Source organism: Pseudomonas sp. S3_C06, from assembly GCF_054667675.1.
This window is the reverse complement of the sequence record NZ_CP162747.1, coordinates 2969837-2995071: the sequence shown is the minus strand read 5'-3', so window position 1 is coordinate 2995071 and position 25235 is coordinate 2969837. Positions and strand designations below refer to the sequence as shown.

At 59.3% G+C, this 25235-nt stretch carries 20 protein-coding genes; 9 read left to right on the top strand and 11 right to left on the bottom strand.

Annotated features, from left to right (window positions below; translation table 11 throughout):
* The first annotated feature begins 212 nt into the window (after positions 1-212).
* The gene (locus AB4N44_RS13190) at positions 213-989 is read left to right on the top strand and encodes a ferredoxin--NADP reductase (RefSeq protein WP_150751717.1); all 777 of its coding nucleotides are present in this window, start codon (positions 213-215) and stop codon (positions 987-989) included.
* Positions 990-1034: 45 nt separating this feature from the next.
* Here the strand turns inward: AB4N44_RS13190 and mscL are convergent, their stop codons facing one another.
* On the bottom strand, positions 1035-1448 hold the full coding sequence (gene mscL, locus AB4N44_RS13185) for a large-conductance mechanosensitive channel protein MscL (RefSeq protein ID WP_007909770.1): 414 nt from the start codon (positions 1446-1448) through the stop codon (positions 1035-1037).
* A 286-nt stretch (positions 1449-1734) separates the two neighbouring features.
* Between mscL and katB the strand changes: the two genes are divergently transcribed.
* The 3 genes from katB to radA are packed head-to-tail and all read left to right on the top strand — an operon-like array spanning position 1735 to position 5294.
* Positions 1735-3276: a catalase KatB gene (gene katB / locus AB4N44_RS13180; RefSeq protein WP_127929853.1), complete on the top strand. Its 1542-nt coding sequence runs from the start codon at positions 1735-1737 to the stop codon at positions 3274-3276.
* A gap of 59 nt (positions 3277-3335) precedes the next feature.
* On the top strand, positions 3336-3881 hold the full coding sequence (locus AB4N44_RS13175; RefSeq protein WP_150775717.1) for an ankyrin repeat domain-containing protein: 546 nt from the start codon (positions 3336-3338) through the stop codon (positions 3879-3881).
* Positions 3882-3926: 45 nt separating this feature from the next.
* Positions 3927-5294 carry a DNA repair protein RadA gene (radA, locus tag AB4N44_RS13170; protein ID WP_007909773.1) on the top strand — a complete coding sequence of 456 codons (1368 nt, stop codon included), beginning with the start codon at positions 3927-3929 and terminating at the stop codon, positions 5292-5294.
* Between the two features lie 120 nt (positions 5295-5414).
* On the opposite strand, the gene AB4N44_RS13165 is transcribed toward radA, so the two are convergent.
* Positions 5415-5783 (bottom strand): PilZ domain-containing protein, encoded by a 369-nt coding sequence (locus AB4N44_RS13165; RefSeq protein ID WP_127929851.1) that lies wholly within the window; start codon positions 5781-5783, stop codon positions 5415-5417.
* 159 nt (positions 5784-5942) lie between these two features.
* Between AB4N44_RS13165 and AB4N44_RS13160 the strand changes: the two genes are divergently transcribed.
* From AB4N44_RS13160 to yjiA, 3 genes are all read left to right on the top strand, one after another.
* On the top strand, positions 5943-8009 hold the full coding sequence (locus tag AB4N44_RS13160) for a carbon starvation CstA family protein (RefSeq protein WP_095121699.1): 2067 nt from the start codon (positions 5943-5945) through the stop codon (positions 8007-8009).
* Between the two features lie 15 nt (positions 8010-8024).
* Positions 8025-8222 carry a YbdD/YjiX family protein gene (locus AB4N44_RS13155; protein ID WP_003228401.1) on the top strand — a complete coding sequence of 66 codons (198 nt, stop codon included), beginning with the start codon at positions 8025-8027 and terminating at the stop codon, positions 8220-8222.
* A gap of 164 nt (positions 8223-8386) precedes the next feature.
* Positions 8387-9358, top strand: a complete 972-nt coding sequence (yjiA, locus tag AB4N44_RS13150) for a GTPase (protein WP_102899948.1) — start codon at positions 8387-8389, stop codon at positions 9356-9358.
* Between the two features lie 117 nt (positions 9359-9475).
* Here the strand turns inward: yjiA and AB4N44_RS13145 are convergent, their stop codons facing one another.
* The 5 genes from AB4N44_RS13145 to morA form a co-directional block, all read right to left on the bottom strand.
* Positions 9476-10186, bottom strand: a complete 711-nt coding sequence (locus tag AB4N44_RS13145; RefSeq protein WP_460108738.1) for a GntR family transcriptional regulator — start codon at positions 10184-10186, stop codon at positions 9476-9478.
* Between the two features lie 19 nt (positions 10187-10205).
* Positions 10206-10910: a FadR/GntR family transcriptional regulator gene (locus AB4N44_RS13140; RefSeq protein ID WP_150751711.1), complete on the bottom strand. Its 705-nt coding sequence runs from the start codon at positions 10908-10910 to the stop codon at positions 10206-10208.
* 83 nt (positions 10911-10993) lie between these two features.
* Positions 10994-12307 carry a C4-dicarboxylate transporter DctA gene (locus AB4N44_RS13135; RefSeq protein ID WP_122599747.1) on the bottom strand — a complete coding sequence of 438 codons (1314 nt, stop codon included), beginning with the start codon at positions 12305-12307 and terminating at the stop codon, positions 10994-10996.
* A 335-nt stretch (positions 12308-12642) separates the two neighbouring features.
* On the bottom strand, positions 12643-13896 hold the full coding sequence (gene glyA / locus AB4N44_RS13130; RefSeq protein ID WP_007909785.1) for a serine hydroxymethyltransferase: 1254 nt from the start codon (positions 13894-13896) through the stop codon (positions 12643-12645).
* A 242-nt stretch (positions 13897-14138) separates the two neighbouring features.
* On the bottom strand, positions 14139-17999 hold the full coding sequence (gene morA / locus AB4N44_RS13125; protein ID WP_460108739.1) for a cyclic di-GMP receptor MorA: 3861 nt from the start codon (positions 17997-17999) through the stop codon (positions 14139-14141).
* A gap of 285 nt (positions 18000-18284) precedes the next feature.
* Here morA and ettA point away from each other — a divergent pair, with 285 nt between their 5' ends.
* Together ettA and gdhA are read left to right on the top strand one after the other, a co-directional pair.
* Positions 18285-19949, top strand: a complete 1665-nt coding sequence (gene ettA, locus AB4N44_RS13120) for an energy-dependent translational throttle protein EttA (protein ID WP_127929845.1) — start codon at positions 18285-18287, stop codon at positions 19947-19949.
* 348 nt (positions 19950-20297) lie between these two features.
* A complete protein-coding gene (gdhA, locus tag AB4N44_RS13115) occupies positions 20298-21635 on the top strand; it encodes an NADP-specific glutamate dehydrogenase (RefSeq protein ID WP_460108740.1) in 1338 nt (445 codons plus the stop codon).
* Here the strand turns inward: gdhA and AB4N44_RS13110 are convergent.
* The 4 genes from AB4N44_RS13110 to AB4N44_RS13095 form a co-directional block, all read right to left on the bottom strand.
* Positions 21632-22126 (bottom strand): GreA/GreB family elongation factor, encoded by a 495-nt coding sequence (locus AB4N44_RS13110; RefSeq protein ID WP_127929843.1) that lies wholly within the window; start codon positions 22124-22126, stop codon positions 21632-21634. The two genes, gdhA and AB4N44_RS13110, sit on opposite strands and share 4 nt — an antisense overlap.
* Before the next feature lie 70 nt (positions 22127-22196).
* Complete coding sequence (locus tag AB4N44_RS13105) at positions 22197-22553, bottom strand: hypothetical protein (protein ID WP_038361731.1); 357 nt, start codon at positions 22551-22553, stop codon at positions 22197-22199.
* Positions 22554-22767: 214 nt separating this feature from the next.
* Positions 22768-24621, bottom strand: coding sequence for an Lnb N-terminal periplasmic domain-containing protein (locus AB4N44_RS13100; protein WP_460108742.1), 1854 nt, complete (start codon positions 24619-24621; stop codon positions 22768-22770).
* 95 nt (positions 24622-24716) lie between these two features.
* Positions 24717-25205, bottom strand: coding sequence for a DUF3015 domain-containing protein (locus AB4N44_RS13095; protein WP_007909797.1), 489 nt, complete (start codon positions 25203-25205; stop codon positions 24717-24719).
* Between the last annotated feature and the right edge of the window lie 30 nt (positions 25206-25235).

Sequence of the window (25235 nt, the reverse complement as noted above, 5' to 3'; positions counted from 1 at the left end):
ATTGAACATTGATGATCTGTCTATAAAGAGTTCTTAGTGCTCAGAAACTTTACATTTGAGCCTTCATGTAAAGTTGTTGCTCTACTTCTGATGTTTTCAACAGCTTAACGCGTTGACGGTGTCCGGAAACGGTTGAATACCATTATCAGTTGTCGGTGTTTCGCAGGCTCGATTTGCGCGACACTGGCCGTCACCGATCAATGGAGTGCCCCATGACCGCCAGTGCCGAGAAATACACCACGCAGACCTTGCTCGATGTTCAAACCTTGACGCCGAGCCTGTTTACCTTGCGCACCAGCCGGGATGCCGGGTTTCGTTTCCGTGCGGGGCAGTTCGCCCGGCTCGGTGTGACCAAGGCCGATGGCAGTACCGTGTGGCGCGCGTATTCGATGGTGTCGTCGCCGTTTGACGAGTTTCTCGAGTTCTTTTCCATCGTGGTGCCGGGGGGAGAGTTCACCAGTGAGCTGAGCCGGTTGCAGGTTGGCGACACTTTGCTGGTGGAGCGCCAGGCATTCGGCTATCTGACCCTTGATCGCTTCGTCGACGGGCGTGATCTCTGGCTGCTGTCCACGGGTACAGGGGTGGCACCATTCCTGTCGATTTTGCAGGACTTCGAAGTCTGGGAAAAATTCGAGCGCATCATTCTGGTGTACAGCGTGCGCGAAGCGCGGGAGTTGGCCTATCACGATCTGATTGCCGGACTCAAGCAGCGCGAGTACCTCAGCGAACATGCCCACAAACTGCAGTTCATCGCGACGGTGACGCGTGAGGCGCACCCCGGCGCACTGCACGGCCGTATTACTACGCTGATCGAAAACGGAGAATTGGAGCGCGCAGCGGGCGTGGAGCTGTCGGCGGAGCACTCGCGGGTCATGCTGTGCGGCAATCCGCAGATGATCGATGACACGCGCGCGTTGCTGAAAAAACGCCACATGAGCCTCAGCCTCACCCGCCGGCCAGGCCAAGTGGCCGTGGAAAACTACTGGTAAACAAACGGCGCCTCGAAGGCGCCGTTGTTTCTATCGTGCAAAGGATCAAGGCCGGGTGTTCTGGGCCTTGAGCAAGTCGCGGATCTCGCCCAGCAACTCCTCTTCCTTGGTCGGAACCGGTGGCAGGGTAGGGGCCACGGCTTCTTCGCGTTTCAGACGGTTGATGGCTTTGACCCCCATGAAGATCGCGAAAGCGACGATCACGAAGTCCAGAACGCTCTGGATGAACTTGCCGTAAGCCAGCATGACCGCAGGAGCATTGCCCTCGGCGGCCTTGAGCGTGATGGCCAGATCACTGAAGTCCACCCCACCGATCAGCAGGCCGATTGGCGGCATGATCACGTCACCGACAAACGACGAAACAATCTTGCCGAAGGCGGCACCGATGATGATACCGACGGCCATGTCGACCACATTGCCTTTGACCGCGAAGGCCTTGAACTCACTTAGCACGCCCATAGTTATTTCCTTGTTACAGATGAGTTTGGTGTACGCAGTGTAAATCAGCAAAACGCGTCCTGCGCGAAACACCTTCTTACAATGCTCGTTTTTATCGACACATCAATTGGCGATTAGTTTGCAAAGTGCCATCAATCGCGCGCGAAATATACGGTAACTCGCTGATCGAACAGCCAATTTTCTCAATCATGGCGTTACGTTCTTTCTATTTATGTTCGACGTCTCAGGCCTCTAGCCTTGGCTTGGCGCATCTGGATGCGCCCCAAAACAACCAGAGGATCCTGATATGAACTCCGCACTTGGACTGGGGGCTTTTCCCCGTCGCCGCACCCTCGGTGTACTCACCGCCAGCCTGTTGACCTTTTCGGTTAACGCCGCGCCCCTGACCCGCGATAACGGCGCCGCCGTCGGCGACAATCAGAACTCGCAGACCGCCGGCGCCAGCGGCCCGGTGCTGCTGCAGGATGTACAACTGATTCAGAAACTGCAGCGCTTCGATCGCGAGCGCATTCCTGAGCGAGTGGTTCACGCCCGCGGCACCGGCGCCCATGGCACCTTCACTGTCACCAACGATCTCAGCGACCTGAGCAAGGCCAAGGTATTCGCCGCCGGCCAGAGCACACCGGTGTTTGTGCGCTTCTCTGCGGTGGTGCACGGTAATCACTCGCCGGAAACCCTGCGTGATCCGCGGGGGTTCGCCACCAAGTTCTACACGGCTGACGGCAACTGGGATCTGGTAGGCAACAATTTCCCGACCTTTTTCATTCGTGACGCGATCAAGTTCCCGGACATGGTTCACGCGTTCAAGCCCGACCCGCGTACTAACCTTGACGACGACTCGCGCCGTTTCGACTTCTTCTCACATGTACCGGAGGCAACCCGTACATTGACCGAGTTGTATTCGAATTCGGGTACTCCTGCCAGTTATCGAGAGATGGACGGTAATGGCGTACATGCTTACAAGTTGATCAACGCCAAGGGTGAAGTTCATTACGTCAAGTTTCACTGGAAGAGCTTGCAGGGTCTTAATAATCTGACGCCGAAACAAGTCGCCAACGTTCAAGGTCAAGACTACAGTCATATGACCAATGATCTGGTGAGCAATATCAATAAAGGTAACTTCCCGAAATGGGACTTGTACATTCAAGTGCTGAAACCACAAGATTTGTCCAAGTTTGATTTTGATCCATTGGATGCCACCAAGATCTGGCCAGGTATTCCTGAGCGAAAAGTTGGACAAATGGTGTTGAACCGTAATCCGGCAAATGTATTCCAGGAAACCGAACAAGTGGCCATGGCGCCAGCGAATATTGTTCCGGGTATCGAGCCTTCCGAAGACCGTTTGTTGCAAGGTCGAGTGTTCTCTTATGCCGATACGCAAATGTATCGGCTGGGTGCCAATGCTCTGCAATTGCCAATCAACGCGGCAAAAGTTGCGGTGAACAATGGCAATCAGGATGGCGCGATGAACTTCGGCGCGAGCAACTCGGGTGTGAACTATCAGCCGAGCCGACTGCAACCCCGTGACGAGACGCCAAGTGCGCGTTATAGCCAGTCGACGCTGTCGGGCAGCACCCAGCAGGCGAAGATCCAGCGTGAGCAGAACTTCAAGCAGGCCGGTGATCTGTATCGCTCGTTCAGCCAGCAAGAGCGTCAGGACCTGATCGACAGCTTCGGCGGCTCGCTGGCGACCACCGATGACGAGAGCAAGCACATCATCCTGTCCTTCCTTTATAAGGCTGACCCGGAATACGGGACCGGTGTGACCAAAGTGGCCAAGGGCGACCTGAGCCGGGTCAAGGCGTTGGCGGCCAAACTGGCCGACTGATACAGATGTAGCGCACGCGGGGCCTGAGTCAGGCCCCGTTCTGTTCAAGGAGACTATTGATGCGAATCTGTCTTTTACTGTTGGCCGGTTGCCTGTCGTTCGCGGCGTGGGCGGCACCGACCGGGCAGAGTCCCGAGGCGATCAAAGCCCAACTTCAGGACTACTACTTCGACGCGGCCCGGCGCGGTGATGTGCCGATGCTCGACACGTTCATCGAGTCGGGTTATTCCCTCGATACCCGCGACACCAAGGGCTACACCGCGCTGATTCTGGCGGCCTATCACGGTCAGGCACCCGCGGTGGAACGGTTGCTCGCTGCCGGCGCCGATGCCTGCGCTCAGGACCTGCGCGGTAACACGGCGCTGATGGGCGCAATTTTCAAAGGTGAATTACAGATTGCCCGCCGCCTGATGACCACCGATTGCAGCCCCGATCAGCGTAACGGCGCCGGGCAGACGGCGGCCATGTACGCCGGTTTGTTCAAGCGCCTGGAATTGCTCGATGCGCTGAAGGCCAAGGGTGCTGACTTGAATGCCGAGGATCCGTTGGGCAATAGCGCCGCGCGTCTGGCCAGCGGCGAAATCCGCAATGCTGCGCCGCGCTGATCGGCGGCCCGTGCGTTATCATCGCGGTTTTTGTCGGGGGTTCTGATGGCCAAGGCCAAGCGCATGTACGGCTGCACCGAGTGCGGCGCAACCTTTCCCAAGTGGGCCGGTCAGTGCGGTGAGTGTGGTGCCTGGAACACCCTGACCGAGACCATGATCGAAAGCGGCGGCGCCACGGCACCGACCGGCCGCACCGGTTGGGCCGGACAGCAGGCACAGATCAAAACCCTGGCTGAAGTCAGCATCGAAGAGATTCCGCGCTTCTCCACCGCGTCTGGTGAACTCGATCGCGTGCTCGGTGGCGGTCTGGTCGATGGCTCGGTGGTGCTGATCGGCGGCGATCCGGGCATCGGCAAATCGACGATTCTGTTACAGACCCTGTGCAACCTCGCCAAGAGCATGCCGGCCCTGTACGTCACTGGCGAAGAATCCCAGCAGCAAGTGGCCATGCGCGCCCGCCGTCTCGGCTTGCCGCAGGATCAACTGCGGGTGATGACCGAAACCTGCATCGAAACCATCATCGCCACCGCTCGTCAGGAAAAGCCCAAGGTGATGGTGATCGACTCGATCCAGACGATCTTCACCGAACAACTGCAATCGGCACCTGGCGGTGTTTCCCAGGTGCGTGAGAGTGCGGCGTTGCTGGTGCGTTATGCCAAGCAGAGCGGCACGGCGATTTTCCTCGTCGGCCACGTGACCAAGGAAGGCGCGCTGGCGGGGCCTCGAGTTCTCGAGCACATGGTCGACACCGTGCTGTATTTCGAAGGCGAGTCCGATGGGCGCCTGCGTTTGCTGCGCGCGGTGAAAAACCGTTTCGGTGCGGTCAACGAATTGGGCGTGTTCGGCATGACTGACAAGGGCTTGAAAGAAGTCTCCAACCCGTCGGCGATTTTTCTTACTCGTGCGCAGGAAGAAGTCCCGGGCAGTGTGGTCATGGCAACGTGGGAAGGCACGCGACCGATGCTGGTGGAAGTGCAGGCGCTGGTCGATGACAGTCATCTGGCCAATCCGCGTCGGGTGACGCTGGGACTGGATCAGAACCGTTTGGCGATGTTGCTCGCGGTGTTGCACCGCCATGGCGGGATTCCGACGCACGACCAGGATGTGTTCCTCAACGTGGTGGGCGGGGTGAAGGTGCTGGAAACGGCGTCTGACCTGGCGTTGATGGCGGCGGTGATGTCGAGTTTGCGCAACCGACCGTTGCCGCATGATCTGCTGGTGTTCGGTGAGGTCGGCCTGTCCGGCGAAGTGCGCCCAGTGCCGAGCGGTCAAGAGCGGTTGAAGGAAGCGGCGAAGCATGGCTTCAAACGGGCGATCGTGCCGAAGGGCAATGCGCCGAAGGAATCCCCACCAGGCTTGCAGATCATTGCCGTGACCCGCCTCGAACAGGCCCTCGACGCCCTTTTCGAATAAACCACCGACCTCTGTAGGAGTGAGCCTGCTCGCGATAGCGGTACATCAGCCAACTGAAGTGTTGAATGTAAAAACGCTATCGCGAGCAGGCTCACTCCTACATTTGATCTGTGGTGGATTCTAGATTTCGATCAGGGCGCCCAACTCGCGCTCCAGTTCGGCCTCATCCGCCAGATTCAACTCGATCAACCGTCGCAAGCGCTGGATCGATTCCAGGCTTATATGTCGGCAGACAAAGCCCAACTGGCCTTTTTCTTCATGGGCCAACTGCACATCCATCTCGATATCGACGTCATCGCTCAAATGAATGTCGACGAGAAAGTCCTGCGACTTGTCCCCCAGCCAAGGCTCCGGCCGCTCGATCAGCAGTCCCTTGAGCGACAGGTCGATCAGCTTGACCGGCCAGATGTACTCGCCCTGACTCAGCTCGGTTCTGGCATCGAACGCAATACGTTGGAAACGACGTCGATTGGCGGGGTGCTCGCTCATGGCGCAATCCTCATGAAGGTTCGCTGACTATAGACCGCGAATGCGGGCGCCAGCCAGTCGCTAAAGCGTCTAGACCAACGTCGGGGTATGGCCTTTGGCGCCGTAAGCGCTAAACTCGGGGTGGCTGTCTTTCTTGTCCACCCTGGCTGGAATAATAAAATGAAAAATAATAATAGCCTGCTACGCCACTTACCCTGGCTAGTGCTGGCAATCGTAGGAGCGTGCGCCCTGGGCGTAGTGGCATTGCGCCGAGGCGAGGCGATCAATGCCTTGTGGATTGTGGTCGCCGCTGTGGCCATTTATCTGGTTGCGTACCGTTACTACAGCCTGTTCATCGCTAACAATGTGATGCAACTCGATCCGCGTCGGGCCACCCCCGCCGTGCTCAACAACGACGGTCTGGACTATGTGCCGACCAACAAACACATTCTTTTCGGTCACCACTTCGCTGCCATCGCTGGCGCGGGGCCTCTGGTCGGCCCGGTATTGGCGGCGCAGATGGGCTACTTGCCCGGCACGCTCTGGCTGATTGCCGGTGTGGTGCTGGCGGGCGCGGTGCAGGACTTCATGGTTCTGTTCATGTCGACCCGGCGCAACGGCCGTTCCCTGGGCGACATGGTGCGTGAAGAAATGGGCCGCGTGCCCGGCACCATCGCCTTGTTCGGCTGCTTCCTGATCATGATCATCATCCTCGCGGTGCTGGCGCTGATTGTGGTTAAAGCGCTGGCGGAGAGCCCATGGGGCATCTTCACCGTGATGGCGACCATCCCGATCGCGATGTTCATGGGCATTTACATGCGCTACATCCGCCCGGGCCGCATTGGCGAAATCTCCGTGGTCGGTGTGTTGCTGCTGCTCGGTTCGATCTGGCTCGGTGGGCAGATTGCCGCCGATCCGGTGTGGGCCAAGGCGTTCACCTTCACCGGCGTGCAGATTACCTGGATGCTGGTCGGTTACGGTTTCGTCGCGGCATCGTTGCCGGTGTGGCTGATTCTGGCACCGCGTGACTATCTGTCGACGTTCCTCAAGATCGGCACCATCGTCGCCCTGGCGATCGGTATTCTGATCACCATGCCCGAGCTGAAAATGCCGGCGCTGACCCAGTTCGTCGACGGCACCGGCCCGGTATGGAAGGGCGGTCTGTTCCCGTTCCTGTTCATCACCATCGCTTGCGGTGCGGTTTCCGGTTTCCACGCGCTGATTTCTTCGGGCACCACGCCGAAGCTGCTGGATAACGAAACCAACGCCCGTTACATCGGTTACGGCGGCATGCTGATGGAATCGTTCGTCGCGATCATGGCCATGGTTGCCGCTTCGGTGATCGAGCCTGGCGTGTACTTCGCCATGAACAGCCCGGCCGCTGTGGTCGGCAGTGATGTCGCATCGGTTGCGCAAGTGGTTTCCAGCTGGGGCTTCGCGATCACGCCGGAAGCGCTGCAAGCCGTGGCGCATGACATTGGCGAAACCACCATCCTGGCGCGAGCCGGTGGTGCGCCGACCCTGGCGGTCGGTATCGCGCAGATTCTGCACAGTGTCCTGCCGGGTGAAAACACCATGGCATTCTGGTACCACTTTGCGATCCTGTTTGAAGCGCTGTTCATCCTCACCGCTGTCGATGCCGGTACCCGTGCCGGGCGTTTCATGCTGCAGGATCTGCTCGGCTCCTTCGTTCCGGCGCTGAAACGCACCGAATCGTGGACCGCCAACCTGATCGCCACTGCCGGTTGTGTGGCGATGTGGGGCTGGTTGCTCTACCAAGGCGTGATCGATCCACTGGGCGGCATCAACACCTTGTGGCCACTGTTCGGTATCTCCAACCAGATGCTGGCCGGTATCGCGCTGATGCTCGGCACCGTGGTCCTGATCAAAATGAAGCGCCAGCGCTACATCTGGGTCACCCTGCTGCCGGCTACCTGGCTGCTGATTTGCACCACGACTGCAGGCTTCATCAAACTGTTCGATGCCAACCCGGCGATCGGCTTCCTGTCGCTGGCCAAGAAGTACAGCGATGCGCTGGCCAATGGTCAGGTGCTGGCACCGGCAAAAAGCGTCGAGCAGATGCAGCACGTGATCTTCAACGCCTACACCAACGCAACGCTCACCGCGCTGTTCCTGTTCGTGGTCTTCAGCATCCTGTTCTATGCGCTCAAGGTCGGCATCGCCGCCTGGGGCAAAAAAGAGCGCACGGATAAAGAATCGCCATTCCAGGCTCTGCCGGATGCGTAACCAGAGGATTGCAGCATGTTCAATGACCTGAGTCGCCTCGGTAAATACCTCGGTCAGGCCGCGCGCCTGATGGTCGGCATGCCCGACTACGACACCTACGTCGAGCATATGCAAACCAAGCACCCGGACAAACCGGTGATGAGCTACGAGATGTTCTTCCGCGAACGTCAGGAAGCCCGTTACGGTGGCAAGGGTGGGCCGAAGTGCTGTTGAGCTGACAGCCTGCGGTTGATGCAATCCCCCCTGTGGGAGCGAGCCTGCTCGCGAATACGGAGTGTCAGTTGATGAATGATTTGACTGGCACACCGCTTTCGCAAGCAGGCTCGCTCCCACAGTTGTTTTTGTGTTGTTCATTCATTTTGTGAAGGGGATCTGTTTTGTCTTCTCCCATACCTGTAACGGTACTCAGCGGTTTCCTCGGCGCCGGCAAGACCACTTTGCTGCGCCATATTCTGAAAGCCGAGCACGGCCTGAAAATCGCCGTGATCGAAAACGAATTCAGCGACGCCGGCATCGACACGCAGTTGCTCGGCGATGAACCCGTGCAAGTCATGACCCTGGCCAATGGCTGTGTCTGCTGCACCATTCACACCGACCTGACCAAGGCGTTGTATCTGCTGCTGGAGCGGCTGGACAGCGGCGAGATTGCGTTTGATCGCCTGGTCATCGAGTGCACCGGACTGGCCGATCCGGCGCCAGTGGCACAGACGTTTTTCATCGACGAAGAACTGCGCGAGCGTTATCTGCTCGACGGCATCATCACCCTGGTCGATGCCGCGCACGCGGATGTACACCTGACCCAGACCATCGCCCAGGCGCAGATCGGTTTTGCCGACCGATTGCTGGTGAGCAAGACCGATCTGGTCGACGAAGCCACGTTCAACGCGCTGAGCGAACGGCTGACGCGGATCAACCGTCGCGCACCGATCCGTGTGGTCGAGCACGGCAGCATTGATCTGGCTGAACTGCTGGATGTGCGCGGCTTCAACCTCAATGCTGATCTCGGCGGTGGATTGAGCCTGCGTCCGGTGAGCAAGGCGCCATCGATTGATCGCATTTCCAGTCTGGTGCTGCGCACCGATCAGCCGCTGGATATCGATCAGCTCAGTGAGTTCATGAATGAGCTGCTGGAAGAACACGGCAAGCAATTGCTGCGGTACAAGGGCGTGCTGAACATTGCCGGTGAGGATCGGCGCTTGGTGTTTCAGGGCGTGTTAAAACTTTACGGTTTCGACTGGGACACCGAATGGGCCGAGGGTGAGGCGCGGGAGAGTGTGATTGTGTTTATTGCTGATGATTTGCCGGAAGAGAAGATTCGGGCGGGGTTTGCCAGAGTGGCTTCTGCCTGATGGATCTTGGTTGTCAGTGATGGCCTCTTCGCGAGCAGGCTCGCTCCCACAGTGAATTGCATTCTTCCTGACACAACGCGGTCCACTGTGGGAGCGAGCCTGCTCGCGAAGGCGGTCCTAACCGACAGCACAATGCTCAAGGTCTGAACCCAGCAATGTCTGCTCAAGATGATCCAGATGCCGATTCATCATCATGCCAGCCTTGGAAGCGTCGCCACGCTCCACTGCCTCAGCCAACGCCAAATGTTCCTGCCACGCGCAACAACTGTGCGTCTCACACGGACTTCGGGCAATCGCCAACGACGTCAGCGGCACAAGGCTGCCGAGAAAATGCGCCAACGGTGCATTCCCCGCCATCTGCGCCAAGTGCAGATGAAACTCCCCGGACAAGCGAATCGCCGCACCCCGCCGATCCTGCTCAACGGCCTGACGTTCGCGTTCGATCAGCCCGCGCAAGCGTTTCAACCCTTCCGCTTGCGGACGCTGGCAGGCCAGACGCACCAGCGTGCTTTCGGCCAGACGCCGCGCATGCAGGGCCTGCCGCGTTTGTTCCCGATCAGGTGCGGCAATCCGTGGTCGATGATTGGCCCGCAGCACAATGACTTGCTCAAGCGACAACTGCGTCAGCACCCGCCGCACATCCGCACGACTGACGCCGAACATCTCTTTCAAACTGTCCTCGGTGAAACGGCTGGCCGGATCGATGCGCTGCTCGAGAATCGCGTCGAACAGTCGCGGGTACAGATCCTCCGCCGGCACTCTTACGCGGGAGAAGGGCAGGGGCGCGGTGGTCGGGTGGGTTTGCGACGGTGAAGCGAAACTGTTCATGGCCTGTCTCCAATAGAAATCAGCGACTCAGGTTGTCTTCCGGAATATTCAACTCAATCCCCATCCGCTGGCCTTCGCGCAAAATGTGCCGACGCATTTCGGCGCTGGCCTGGGCGCTGTTCTTGCTGCGGATCGCGCGCACCACGGCCTCGTTTTCTTCCAGCCGCTCGGCCAGATGCTCCGGCGAATTGCGCAACACCTCGGCGCTTTGCTTGAGGGCGTTGCTGGTTTGCTGCACCACGCTCTGGAAGATCGGATTCGAGGTGAGCGTGAACAACTCTTCGTGGAAGGCGATGTAGGCGCTGACGCCGGCGTCACTGTCGCCGGCCTCGAGGGCTTCGCGCATGTCCATCAGGGTCAGGCGCAACTGGCCGACTTCCTTGCTGCTGATCGACTGCGCGACCAGGCCGACGATGAAGGGTTCAAGGGTGTAACGCAGTTGCAGCACGTCTTCGAGGCTGGCGCCGGCGACTGCGCTGTCGTGGCTCTGGCTGTCGCTGAGATGCGCATCAAGTACGACAACGCCTTTGCCCGGCATCGAACGCACCAGACCAAGGGTTTCCAGGACGATCACCGCTTCGCGCAGGCTCGGGCGGCTGATGCCCAGTTGTTCGGCCAGTTCGCGCTGGCCCGGCAGCATGTCGCCGGAGCGCCACTGGCCACGGGCGAGCGCCGCACGGAGTTTTTCTACGACTGAGTTGACGACGGTTGATGTAGTAATCACTTGTCTTGCTCCATGTGCCCAAAGGGGCGCCGCAAACCGAAATCAAGAGATCGCCATTTGCGGCAGCGCCGATAGGGTTGAAATCAGAACTCCTGCTGGTGCGCCGGAGTTGCTGGTTTACGCGGCTGAAAGGTGTAGCCCTGCTGGCCGCTGAGTACTTTGTTGGCGCGTTGCACGTCGATGTCTTTTTCCCAACGTGCAATGGCGACAGTGGCGACGCAGTTGCCGATGAGATTGGTGAGTGCCCGGCCGATGCCCATGAACCAGTCCACTGCCAACACCAGCACCAGACCGACCACCGGAATTGCCGGAATCGCTGTCAGCGTGGCAGCCAGAATCACCAGTGCCGAACCTGGAATGCCGTGTGCCCCTTTGGAGGTGATCAGCGACACCAGCAGAATCGTCAGCAAATCAGTCATCGCCAGCGGAGTGCCGGTGGCGTTGGCGATGAAGACGATGGCTAGGGTCAGGTAGATCGAAAAACCGTCGAGGTTGAACGAGTACCCGGTCGGAATCACCAGGCCCACGGTCGAGCTGCCAATGCCGAGGTGTTCGAGTTTGCGCATGATCTGTGGCAACACGGCGTCGGACGAGGCGGTGCCCATGACGATCAGCAGTTCTTCGCGCAGGTACTTGAGCAGCGGCCACATGCGCAGGCCGGAAGCACGCATCACCAGACCGAGAATCACGCTGACGAAAGCGATGCAGGTCAGGTAGAACAAACCGACCAGACTGCCCAGGTGTTGCAGGGAATCGAGGCCATATTTGCTGGTGGTAAACGCGATAGCGCCGAACACGCCGATCGGCGCCAGACGCACGATCATGCCCATGATGCGGAAGATCACATGGCTCAGTTCGTTGATCAGTCGCGAGATCCCGGAAGCCGCCTCACCCACCAGATTCAACGCGCTGCCGAACAGTACCGAGAACAGCAGCACCTGCAGGATGTTGTTGTCGGCAAAGGCGCCGATCACCGAAGTCGGGATCAGGTCCATGAGGAACTGCGTGGTGGTGTGCATGTGCTGGCTGCGTTCGGCGAGATCGCCCATGTCGGCCGCAGACAGTTGCTCGAGATGAATATTCGCGCCGCTGCCAATACCGGTGCTGAAGGCGAAGACCAGACCGATCACTAGCGCGATGGTGGTCAACACTTCGAAGTAGATCACCGACTTGAGGCCGATGCGCCCGACCTTCTTCAGATCGCCGGCGCCGCTGATACCGCTGACCACCACGCAGAACACGATGAGGCCGATGAGCATCTTGATCAGTTTGATGAAGCCGTCGCCGAGCGGTTTGAGCTGGGCCGAGTATTCAGGGAGGGTCAGCCCGCAGACGATGCCGAGCACCAGTCCGAGAACCACTTGGAGGAAGATTGAACGCGAGCACCATCTGAGCATGGGAGGAATCCTGGTCGGTGTCCTGGCTGCTGGCGCTTGCACGCTCAGATTCAGGACTTAATTATTGTGGTCTTACCGGTATGTCCAGTGCGGGTGCAGTCTACGCTCGGTTTTTTCGGGATGACAAGTGAAAACAGCAAAATTGGCATGACCGGTCTGACCAGTGGCCATAGCCACGTGTAGGCGCTGCCGAAGGCTGCGATCTTTTGATCTTGTTTTTAAGATCCAGATCAAAAGATCGCAGCCTTCGGCAGCGCCTACACGGGAAATCAGGGGCGAAAAAAAACCGGCCAATCACTTGGCCGGTTTTTCATGCTGCGGGTTTAACGTCGCAATCAAGCGCCGTATACCGGCAGTTTCTTGCAGATGGCTTTGACTTTCTCACGAACGGCGTCAATCACCGCTTCGTTGTTCAGGTCAGCCAGGATGTCGCAGATCCAGCCGGCCAGCTCTTTGCACTCGGCTTGCTTGAAGCCACGAGTGGTCACAGCCGGAGTACCGAAGCGCAGGCCGGAAGTGACGAACGGCGAGCGTGGGTCGTTTGGCACGGAGTTCTTGTTCACGGTGATGAACGCTTTGCCCAGAGCGGCGTCAGCATCTTTCCCGGAGATGTCCTGCTTGATCAGCGACAGCAGGAACAGGTGGTTCTTGGTGCCACCGGAAACTACGTCGAAACCGCGCTCGATGAACACTTCGGCCATGGCCTGGGCGTTCAGCACCACTTGTTCCTGGTAGGCCTTGAACTCTGGCTGCAGCGCTTCCTTGAAGCAGATCGCTTTAGCGGCGATCACGTGCTCCAGCGGGCCACCCTGGGCGCCCGGGAATACCGCGGAGTTGAGCTTCTTCTCGATGTCGGCGTTGGCGCGAGCCAGGATCAGGCCGCCACGTGGACCGCGCAGGGTCTTGTGCGTGGTGGTGGTCACGACGTCAGCGAAAGGCACCGGGTTCGGGTAAACACCCGCGGCAACCAGACCGGCTACGTGAGCCATGTCGACGAACAGGTAAGCACCGACTTTGTCCGCGATGGCGCGGAAGCGTGGGAAGTCGAGAATCTGCGAGTAGGCAGAGAAACCGGCCACGATCATTTTCGGCTTGTGCTCAACCGCCAGGCGCTCGACTTCGTCGTAGTCGATCAGACCGTTGGCGTCGATGCCGTACTGCACAGCGTTGTACAGTTTGCCCGAGGAGGAAACGCTGGCGCCGTGAGTCAGGTGACCACCGTGAGCCAGGCTCATGCCCAGAATGGTGTCGCCACCTTGCAGCAGAGCCAGGTAGACCGCAGCGTTGGCTTGCGAACCGGCGTGCGGCTGAACGTTGGCGTAATCGGCGCCGAACAGTTCTTTTGCACGGTCGATAGCCAGTTGCTCAACGATGTCGACGTACTCGCAACCACCGTAGTAGCGCTTGCCTGGGTAGCCTTCGGCGTACTTGTTGGTCAGGACCGAGCCTTGAGCTTCCATCACCGCTGGGCTGGTGTAGTTTTCCGAAGCGATCAGCTCAATGTGTTCTTCCTGGCGCTGAGCTTCTTGCTCCATGGCGGCAAAAAGGTCGGCGTCGTACTTGGCAATAGTCAAATCACGGCTGAACATGGCGGTCCTCAAGGATCGGGGGGCAGAAAAGGGAGGCATTCTAACCCAATGGGTTTTGGATGGCATATGAAACGACATCATGTCGCAGACAAGTGGCGTTCATGACAGATGTGCGGTGCTTTTGAAGGCCGCTTCGCGAGCAGGCTCGCTCCCACAGTAACCGAGGTGCTCTTGCGATTTTCTGACCGACATCAATCCCTTTTGGGGGCGAGCCCTGCTCGCGATGGCCGCGCCGCAGGACTTCAGTCGAACATGAACAGCGCGTCATTGCTGAACTGCGCCTCAAAACGCCCCGCTGGCATCGGCCGCCCGAACAGATAGCCCTGAACCTCATCGCAACCGTGCTCACGCAGGAAGTCCAGCTGTTCATGGGTTTCCACGCCTTCGGCGATTACCGCCAGATTCAGGCTGTGCGCCATGGCGATGATCGCCCGGGCAATTTGCGCGTCTTGCTCGCCGGACGGCAGGCCGTCGACAAACGTGCGGTCGATTTTCAGCACGTCGATCGGGAATTGCTTGAGGTAGTTCAGCGATGAGTAGCCGGTGCCGAAGTCATCGACCGCAATGCTCAGGCCGAGGTTTTTCAACCCGGCAAGAATCTGCATCGCTTCGCTGACTTCGCGCATCAGGATACTTTCGGTCAGTTCCAGTTCCAGACACGCCGGCGGCAGGCCGGTTTCGCGCAGGATCGTGGCGATCCGCGTGCCGAGCTGGCCATCGGAGAATTGCCGCGCGGAGATGTTCACCGAGACCTTCGGTACACGCACGCGGTTCTGGTGCCAGGTCTTCAGTTGGCGGCAAGCCTCGCTGATCACCCAGTCGCCAACGTCGACCACCAGACCGAGTTCTTCGAGCACCGGAATGAAATCTCCCGGCGGCACCAGTCCACGACGTGGATGGCGCCAGCGCAACAGCGCTTCAGCGCCGGTCAGACGCTTGCCGTCGCCGCTGAACTGCGGCTGGTAATACAGGACGAATTCGTTCTGTTCCAAGGCGTGGCGCAGGTCGCTTTCCAGTTCCAGACGCTCCAGCGCACTGGCGTTCATGTCGGCCTGATAGAACTGGAAGTTGTTCTTGCCGCGCTCCTTGGCGTGGTACATCGCGGTGTCGGCGTTTTTCATCAACTGGCTGAGTTCGTTGCCGTCCTGCGGACTCAGGGCGATGCCGATACTCGCGGTGACAAAGAACTCGCGGCCTTCGAGCACGAACGGTCGCACCAGGCTGCCAAGGATCTGCTCGGCGACATGAATCGCCCGGTTCAGCGCCATTTCGCGGCTGGAGCGGTGTTGCAGCAGCAGCGTGAATTCGTCGCCGCCCATGCGCGCCACGGTGTCGTCATCGTCGACACAGGCCAGCAGGCGCGTGGCCATGTCTTTCAACATGCGGTCGCCGGCAGCGTGGCCGAGGGAGTCGTTGATCGGCTTGAAGCGGTCGAGGTCGAGGAACATCAGCACCACCCACGACTTCTGCCGTTCGGCCGATTGCAGCGCGGTGTGCAGGCGATCCTGGAACAGCGTGCGGTTCGGCAAATGGGTCAGGGCGTCGTAGTAGGCGAGGCGGTGAATGCGCTGCTCGCTGGCCTTGCGCTCGCTGATGTCGCTGAAGAAGCACACGTAACTGGCCAGATCACCCTCGTCGTCGAGCACCGCGGTGATGCCGACCCACGCCGGGTAGTGCTCGCCGTTACGGCGCTTCATCCAGACTTCGCCTTCCCACGTGTTGTGCTCGTGCAATTGCTTGATCACATAACGCAGGTGCGCGTCCTGTTGTTCGTCGACCGTGAGCATGTTCGGCAACTGGTCGAGCACTTCGCTCACCGCGTACCCGCTGACGCGGCTGAAAGCCTCGTTGGCCTGAACGATGTAGCCGGCCGGATCGGTGATCAGAATCGCCGAGGTCGAATGCTCGAAAACCGTGGCGGCCATGCGCAGGTCTTTTTCGGCGCGGCGCTGCTGACTGATGTCGCGACCGACGCCGAGCACGCCTTCAAACGCGCCATGCTCGTCCCACACCAGCACCAGACGCAGCTCGATCGGGATCTTGCGGCCATCGGCACGCAGGCAGTCGAACAGGAACAATTGCGTCTGCACCTGGCTACGCAAAATGGCCAGTTGCTCGGGTTTGTCCAACGCCTTGCTGACGCGATCCATCAGCGTGTAGATGCCGCTCAGTTGCTGCGGGTTGGCGATGGTCGATTGCCAGCCGTTCTGGAAAATCCACTCGGCGTCGTAACCCAGCACAGCCTGCACCGACGGGCTGACGTAGTTCAGCGAGAGCTTGCTGTCGGTGGAGAAAATCACGTCGCTGATGCTTTCGGCGAGCATGCGGTAGCGCTGCTCGCTGTCACGCAGCGATTCGCTGGCTTCGATCTGTTCGGTGATGTCCTTGGCCACGCCGATGATCCGCGTGACCTGATCATGTTTGTCGCGGGCCAGGGCCTGTTCGCGAATATCGAAACGCCGCCACTTGCCGTCGCGATGACGGAAACGCAACTGGCATTGCAGCAACTGACTGTAACCGGCGTGGCGCTGCAACTGGCGCGAGCGATGGTAGTAGTCGGCGTCTTCCGGGTGTAGCAGGATCTCCCAGAAGTACTCGCCCATCTGGTGCAATTCGGTGCGGTTGTAGCCGAGGGTCTGGCCGAGATGGTGGTTGCTGAAAATCATCCGCTGGCTGATCACGTCTTGCACGTACAGATGATCCGGCACGGTGCGCACCACGTCGGACCAGAAACCTTCGCGTTCGAGCAGCGACAGTTCGATCAGCTTGCGGCTGGTGATGTCGTTGATGCTGAGGATCACCGCTTTGTAGTCGTGCTGCTCGGTCGGCAGGCGCAACACCATCCACAGGTGTTGATCGCGGCCATTGATGTCCGGCAGTTTGATTTCCAGTTCCAGCTGCTTTTGTTGCTGCAGCACGGCATCGAGGACTTGATTGCCGATCGCGCACTGGCGGTGCGGATGGCCGTCGATCAGCAGTTGCCAGGCGTGCTCGCAAGAGTTGACGTTGAGCAGTTGCAACGCGACCTGGTTGACCTCGGTGACGCGCAGTTCCTGCAGCAGTTGCTGGCGTTGCTGCGGTTGGTCGAGCCACGCCTTGAGCTGATCGCTGGTCTGGATCTGCGCCTTGTCGAAGACCTGCTTGAGGCCGGACAGGTCCAGCACACACAGGGCCACACCGGTGCCTTCGAAAATGTCCTGATAGCGTCGGCGACCCTCATGTAACTGGCGTTGACGGCGGCGCATGTTCAACAGCGCGATCACCGGCAGCATCGAGAATGCCAGGCCCAACAGGCATTTGCCGATGAACGCCGGCAGCAATTCTTCCAGCACGCGCTGGCGGTCGAACAGGCCGCGCAACTGCCAATCGCTGCTGCTCAGCGGCACGGTCAGCACGGTGTTGGCCAGATCGTCCGGGGTCAGCACGCCGGGTTTGGCTGAAGGCAGCGCTTCGTCGCGGCTGATGATTTGATGGTTGATGCGGTTTTCCACCAGCCACAGCGGACGCAAACCGGTATCACCCTGTTTGGTCAGCGAGTCGAAGAACGTCGGGGTCAGGCGCAACGCCCAATAGCCGCGGGTGCTGCCGCTAGCCTGATGGAGTAATAGATGCACCACCGAGCCGTCATCGGCGTTGCTGAAATAATGCGCCTGGGCGCGACTGCGGCGCACCAGTTCGGTCAGGTAGTTGGCGTCGTCGCTGTCGACGGCGCTGTCGACGGCGCTGTCGCTGATAATCCGCCCGGAAGGACTGAGCAACGCCATGCTGCGCAGATCGGGCAGCGACTGCTGAAGCTTGCGCAGCAGTGCCTGCTGTTCGTCGGCTGATTGCGGCTGTTCGACGATCGGTAGCAGATTGAGGGCGATTTGCGCGTTCAGCGCCATGTTCAGGCTGACCTGCGAGGCGAGGTCGGCGGTGTAATCGATGGTGTACTGACGCTGGTTTTTCTGGGTTTCGCGCAGTTGATCGAGCAGTTGCCAGAACAGCAACGCGAGCAACAAAAGCACGAGTGTCGCCAGCGCACCCTTTAATGTACCGCGCAGGGACGAGCCGGGCGCCGGTGGGGTGCTGCTCACAGAAGCTGGCGGAGTGACATTGGACAAGCTGTAATCCTGCGGTTTGGCTGGACTGGCGCGACGTGCACTATAAGCCGGACGCCCAAAGGGCGGCTAGCATGCCTTGAGTCGTGGCGAAGTGCCAGCCCCGCGCGGCTGGACTGCCACCGGTCATTAAGGTAGCTTTGCCGGTTACGCGGGAGCGTTCCAGCTCCTAGACTCAGACTTTTTCAGCGCGCACGCATTGATAACCATCAAGTGAACGACGCGCATGGTCTGGCCGGGCTTCGCCTGCGCTGCAATCATTCATCTGTCACTGACCCAAGGTTCTCCATGGCTCAATACGTCTTCACCATGCATCGGCTGGGCAAAGTTGTTCCGCCGAAGCGGGAAATTCTCAAAAACATTTCGCTGTCGTTCTTCCCGGGCGCCAAGATTGGCGTACTCGGCCTCAACGGTTCGGGTAAGTCCACGCTGCTGAAAATCATGGCCGGCGTCGACACCGAATTCGAGGGCGAAGCCCGTCCGATGCCGGACCTGAACATCGGTTATCTGCCGCAAGAGCCGCAACTTGATCCGACCAAGACCGTGCGTGAAGTGGTCGAGGAAGCGGTCAGCGTGATCAAGGATGCGCAAGCGCGTCTGGACGAGGTCTACGCGGCCTACGCCGATCCGGATGCCGACTTCGACAAGCTCGCCGCCGAGCAAGCCAAACTCGAAGCGATCCTGCAGGCCAGCGATGGTCACAACCTTGAGCGCCAGCTGGAAGTCGCCGCTGATGCGCTGCGTCTGCCGGCCTGGGACGCCAAGGTCGAATTCCTCTCCGGTGGTGAAAAACGTCGTGTGGCCCTGTGCCGTCTGCTGCTGTCCGCGCCGGACATGCTGCTGCTCGACGAACCAACCAACCACTTGGACGCCGATTCGGTGGCGTGGCTGGAGCACTTCCTGCACGACTTCCCGGGCACCGTGGTTGCGATCACGCACGACCGTTACTTCCTCGACAACGTCGCTGGCTGGATTCTGGAACTCGACCGCGGCGCAGGCATTCCGTACGAAGGCAACTACTCGGGTTGGCTCGAAGCCAAGTCCGATCGTCTGGCTGCCGAATCCAAGCAGCAGTCGGCCCACGAAAAAGCCATGAAAGAAGAACTGGAGTGGGTGCGCAAAGGCGCCAAGGCCCGCCAGTCGAAATCCAAGGCTCGTCTGCAACGCTTCGAAGAAATGCAATCGCAGGAATTCCAGAAGCGCAGCGAAACCAACGAGATCTACATCCCGGCCGGTCCACGCCTGGGCGACAAGGTCATCGAGTTCAAGAACGTCACCAAGGGCTACGGCGATCGCGTCCTGATCGACAACTTGTCGTTCTCGATGCCGAAGGGCGCCATTGTTGGCGTGATCGGCGGTAACGGTGCCGGTAAATCGACCCTGTTCCGCATGCTGATGGGCAAGGAAACACCGGATTCGGGCAGCATCGAAGTCGGCGAAACCGTGCAACTGGCCTGCGTCGATCAGAGCCGCGATGACCTGGATGGCAGCAAGACTGTGTTCCAGCAAATCTCCGACGGTTCCGACCAGATCCGCATCGGCAACTACGAGATCCCGTCGCGCACCTACGTCGGTCGCTTCAACTTCAAGGGCGGCGACCAGCAGAAGTTCGTCAAGGACCTGTCCGGTGGTGAGCGCGGTCGTCTGCACCTGGCGCTGACCCTGAAGGAGGGCGGCAACGTCCTGCTGCTCGACGAACCGTCCAACGACCTCGACGTTGAAACCCTGCGTTCCCTGGAGGAAGCCCTGCTGGACTTCCCGGGCGCCGCCATTGTGATCTCTCACGATCGGTGGTTCCTTGACCGCGTGGCGACACACATCCTGGCGTACGAAGACGACTCGCAAGCGATCTTCTTCGAAGGCAACTACACCGAGTACGAAGCTGATCGCAAAAAGCGTCTCGGCGAAGCGGCTGCCCAGCCACACCGGGTACGTCACAAGAAACTGGCCTGATTCGGGTTGGTTGCATGAAAAAGCGGAGCCTTCGGGCTCCGTTTTTTTTGCCCGGGTTTTGTCAGCGGGACCGAGGCGATCCCTTCGCGAGCAGGCTCGCTCCCACATTTGAAATGCATTCCCCTGTGGGAGCGAGCCTGCTCGCGAAAGCGGTATGACTTTTGGTGCAGATCTTAAATTTGGTCTCACCATTCAGGTGCAAAATCGGCTAAAAATCCTTCCGATTTATATCCTTTGCACCATTTAATTTCATAACTGCGACATTTTGCTCTGTTCCTGTGCGCGATCCGTTTGTTACAGTCCGGCCCAATCTCCTCCAACGACAATAAATTTGCCGAGACTTTTCCCATGATCGAATCCGTCGAATCCTTCCTTGCCCGTCTGAAAAAACGCGACCCGGATCAACCCGAATTCCACCAGGCCGTCGAAGAAGTCCTGCGCAGCCTGTGGCCGTTTCTCGAAGCCAATCCGCATTACCTGGACTCGGGGATTCTGGAGCGCATCTGCGAGCCGGAGCGTGCCGTGGTGTTCCGCGTGTCATGGGTCGACGATCAGGGCAAAGTCCAGGTCAATCGCGGTTTCCGCATCCAGATGAATAGCGCCATCGGCCCGTACAAGGGCGGTTTGCGCTTCCATCCTTCGGTGAACCTGGGCGTGCTGAAATTCCTCGCCTTCGAACAGACCTTCAAAAACTCCCTGACTTCGCTGCCTATGGGCGGCGGCAAGGGCGGTTCTGACTTCGATCCGAAGGGCAAGAGCGACGCCGAGGTCATGCGTTTCTGTCAGGCGTTCATGAGCGAGTTGTATCGCCACATTGGCGCCGACGTTGACGTACCCGCCGGTGATATTGGCGTCGGTGCGCGCGAGATCGGCTTCCTGTTCGGCCAGTACAAACGGCTGAGCAACCAGTTCACCAGCGTCCTCACCGGCAAAGGCATGACCTACGGTGGCAGCCTGATTCGTCCGGAAGCCACGGGTTTCGGTTGCGTGTACTTCGCTGAAGAAATGCTCAAGCGCCGCGAGCAGACCGTCGAAGGCAAACGCGTGGCGATCTCCGGTTCCGGCAACGTGGCGCAATACGCGGCGCGCAAGGTCATGGATCTGGGCGGCAAAGTGATTTCCCTGTCCGACTCCGAAGGCACGTTGTACTGCGAAGCCGGGTTGAGCGAAGAACAATGGCTGGCGTTGCTGGAGCTGAAAAACGTCAAACGCGGTCGCATCAGCGAACTGGCGGCAGCGTTCGGTCTGGAGTTCCGCGCCGGTCAACTGCCATGGTCGTTGCAGTGCGACATCGCGCTGCCGTGCGCTACGCAGAACGAACTCGACGCTGAGGCTGCACGCACGCTGCTGCGCAATGGCTGCGTATGCGTGGCCGAAGGCGCGAACATGCCGACCACGCTGGAGGCTGTGGATATCTTTATCGAGGCCGGCATTCTCTTCGCCCCAGGCAAGGCATCCAACGCTGGCGGCGTGGCGGTGAGCGGTCTGGAAATGTCACAGAACGCCATGCGTCTGCTGTGGACGGCGGGCGAGGTCGACAGCAAGCTGCACGCGATCATGCAATCGATTCACCACGCGTGCGTGCATTACGGCGAAGAGAACGGGCGGATCAACTACGTCAAAGGCGCTAACATCGCCGGCTTCGTCAAAGTCGCCGACGCGATGTTGGCGCAGGGTGTGGTTTAAGCCGGTTCGATGCGGATCACTTCAATCACTTGATCACCGGCGGGGCGCTGCCACAGCACCTCGTCATTGAGCCGGGCACCCAGCAGCGCCCGGCCCAGCGGTGAGCCCCAATTGATCAGGCCTTTGCTGGCATCGGCCTGATCCTCGCCGACCAGTTGCACGCGGCGTTCGGTGTCGTGCTCATCGGCGTAGGTCACCCAACTGCCGATCTGCACTTTGTCCCTGGACGTAGCGGCAACCGCCACTTGTGCGCTGCTCAGGCGCTGATTGAAATAACGCAAATCCCTTTGCAAATCGGCCAGCCGTTGTTTGTCGGCCTGCTCGCCTTTGGCTGATTGTTCGGCGTGCAAGGTTTGCAGTTCAGCGACCTTCGCCTGCAACTGCGCCAAGCCTTGCGGCGTGACGTAATTGGGCTGGTCACTGACCTGGCGTTCGACCGGCTGATCGGCTTGCGCGGCGGCGTTGTCTTCGTTGACGAATGCGCGACTCATGGTGTCCTCCTCGTATGAGGTTTGGGCCATGCTCGCAGGCATTTGGTTTCAATGGATGTCTGGGAGCGACCTATTGCGAGCGATAGGCCCGCCCGGCGTCCTGGTCTTTCTGTTGCTGCCAGGCACGTTCGCGTTCATCCCAGTGTTCGTTGCGGTATTGCTCGCGATCCTTGTTTTCGAGCATTGCCTGACACTGGCGAAAACCGTCGGTCCAGCCTTCGGCGTATTGCTTGTCCTTGAGATAGCGCGGCACGTTTTTGCGGAACTCGCCGCTGATCGAACCGGCCGCCTGACGGCCGCTGATGCAACCATCGTCAAAGCCGTCGGCGAAGGCCGGTGGATAACCCTTCGCGATCAAATCTTCATGGGTGGTCTGGCAACCGCCCAGCAACAAAACAACACCCAACAAACCCGCACACCGCCACATCGCACTCTCCCGCGCCGGTTGTCCGGCTTATGGGGAAAGTCTAGAAGGGGATTCGTCGGGCGTTGGTGAAAGGCGTGTGAGTAATTCGTTGAGCGCCACAAATCCCCTGTAGGAGTGAGCCTGCTCGCGATAGCGGTGTATCAGTCACCGCAACAGTGACTTATGAATTGCTATCGCGAGCAGGCTCACTCCTACAAGGGGGATGTGTTCAGGATCAATAGTGATACCACTTCACTTCAAGCATGACTTCGGTTTCCGGCGTGGCGAGATGGCTGAACTCACGCTGCGCACTCAGGCGCAAACCCAGATTACGCGACAACTCCCACTGCTGATTCAGGCTCAGGCTACGACGCACTTCGCCATTGAAGAAGTAATCACCTTTGGCTTCCATGCTCAGATTGCCCAGGGGGTTTTTCCACAACACGCCGGTATTGAAACCGCCGGCCGGGGATACAAACTCGGCGAAATCATTGTTGTGTTCAACGCGCACGGTGCCGAGGGCAAAACCCAGCACATCGTCACCCAGCGCCCACGTGCCGCCGCCACCACCGTTGACGTGGCTGACCAGCGTTTCGTCATCATGCTTGCCCGGTACGCGCTCAAGACCGCCAGTGACTTGCCACGACAGCGGTTGCAGCAGCTCATTGCGCGGTGTCAGCGAGCGAATCGTCGCCAGATCCAGTTGCTGGAACTGCCAGTGATTGCCTTCGTATTGACGCAACTTCATCTGCAGGATCTCGATCTGCGCGCCAAGCGGGAAGCTTTCGGCGTTGTCGTTGAGATCGTGATAGGCCATGCGCAAGCCGTATTCGCCGAATGCACGATCACCACGGGTGCCGAGACCCGCTTGCCAGGTGCGTGATTCATGGCCGTCTTCCGGCAGGCCCGGTTGCGGAATTTCCAGCTCGGGTGCGGGGTTCTTATTGATCGCCCGCAGCAATTCGAAACTGCGCTGCGCCCGTTGCGGATCACGCTCCTGACCGTTGGCACGGTAACGCTCCAGGCGATACGCCGCGTCGATGATCAACGCCTGACGGTCGCGTGGCAGGGCTTTGAAAGCCGGATCCTGCAACACGTGCTGGTCGGCGCTGACTTTCAGCACCCATTGCTGTTCTTCGTCGCTCAACGGTTCGGCGCGGCTGAGCAGTTCGCGCTCACGGGACGGGCGATATTCGATGCTTTCCACCAGCCCGGCTTCTTTCACCGCTTTGACGGTGTCGGTGGGAATCGCGGTCAACGGGAATTGTTCGGTCAGGCGCAGACTCGGCCGTGCGACTTGCAGCAGTTCCAGCAGACGATACGAGCAGTTTTCATCGAAGAAGAAATAGTCGAACTGGATCTGCTTCAGCTCCCACACATGTTCAACCATGCGTGCGGTTTCTTCTTGCGTCAGATTCAGTCGGTATTCCCACAGATCGCGGTTTTCCAGGCTGCGGTATTCGGAGAGTTTTTCCTGATACGGCACCAGTGCGAACAGGCCGGGATAACCGCCCATCAAGCCTTTCCAGGCGTAAAGAATGCTGTTGTCCGAGCCTTCGATGTAGGCGCCGAAGTTGATCGCGTAACTGAGCAGCGACGTTTTGTCGGCCTGCACGTCAGCCTGATCGATACGCAGCAGGGTATGGCCGAACATCGACGACGGACTGTTCAAGTACGCAGCCGGAAAGATCATCACCGCGCTGTGCGGCGAGACATCCTTGAACCATTTTTTGTACTCGGCGCACTCGGGCGTCGGCAGATCGGTCAGGTTGAGCTGCGCTTTCAACCAGCGAGTGCGCGCCGGATAAACGCATTGCGCATGTTGCTCGCCGAGACTGGCCGGGGCGTACAGCGCTTGCACGGTGGCCGCCAGTTCATGATCGGGATGTTCATTGCCATCGGGCGCGAGAAAGAATTTCTTGTCGCTGACATAGCTGCGCCAGCCGCCGAGTTTGGCGGTTTCGTAATGACCGAGGGAAATCCAGAAGCGGTCGTTGGCCAGTTGCTGCAAACGTTGAGGGTCGATGGTTGGCGCGGCGGACAGCGGGGCGCAGACACAGAGCGCCAGCCAGGCAAGGCGTTTGAGCATAGTCGGCAACTTGAACAGGAAAGAAATAAAGACCCAAGGAGGGACGGGCCGAAAAAACAAAACCCGCTTCCCGAAGGAAGCGGGCGAGGTCGAGCTTAAGCCTGAGTTGCGTACTTGGCCAGACGAGGATCCGATTTCAGTACGGCCAGGGTGTTGGTATGCACGTCTTCAGCGGTCACGTCAGCCTTGCTGAAGATCTGCTGGAAGTGCTCGTGAGTCACAGCCGCGAAGTGCGCGCGATCTTCCGGCGCCACGCCCAGTACCACGGCATAAGTCGTCAGCGCTTCGCCGTTGCCTTTGGCCATGTCTTCGGACAGCTCGTTCATCATGCCATTCATGGCAAACCAGGATTTGCCGCCGTAGGTCAGCGAAGCGTTGGTCGAGCAGCCGTTGGTGCCGGACGTCATCCCGAAGGTGGCGTTACCGGAAGTGCCGTTGGTGGTGGAAGCGAGGAAGTGAGCAGGGGTGCCACGCTGACCTTCGAACAGCATGTTGCCCCAACCGCAATCCGGGCCGCCTGGAGCTTGCGCCATTGCGTTGATGGATACAGCGGTGAAGAGAGTACCGAGAAGAATCCGTTTCATAGCTTTTTTCTCTTTGTGTGCATACCAATG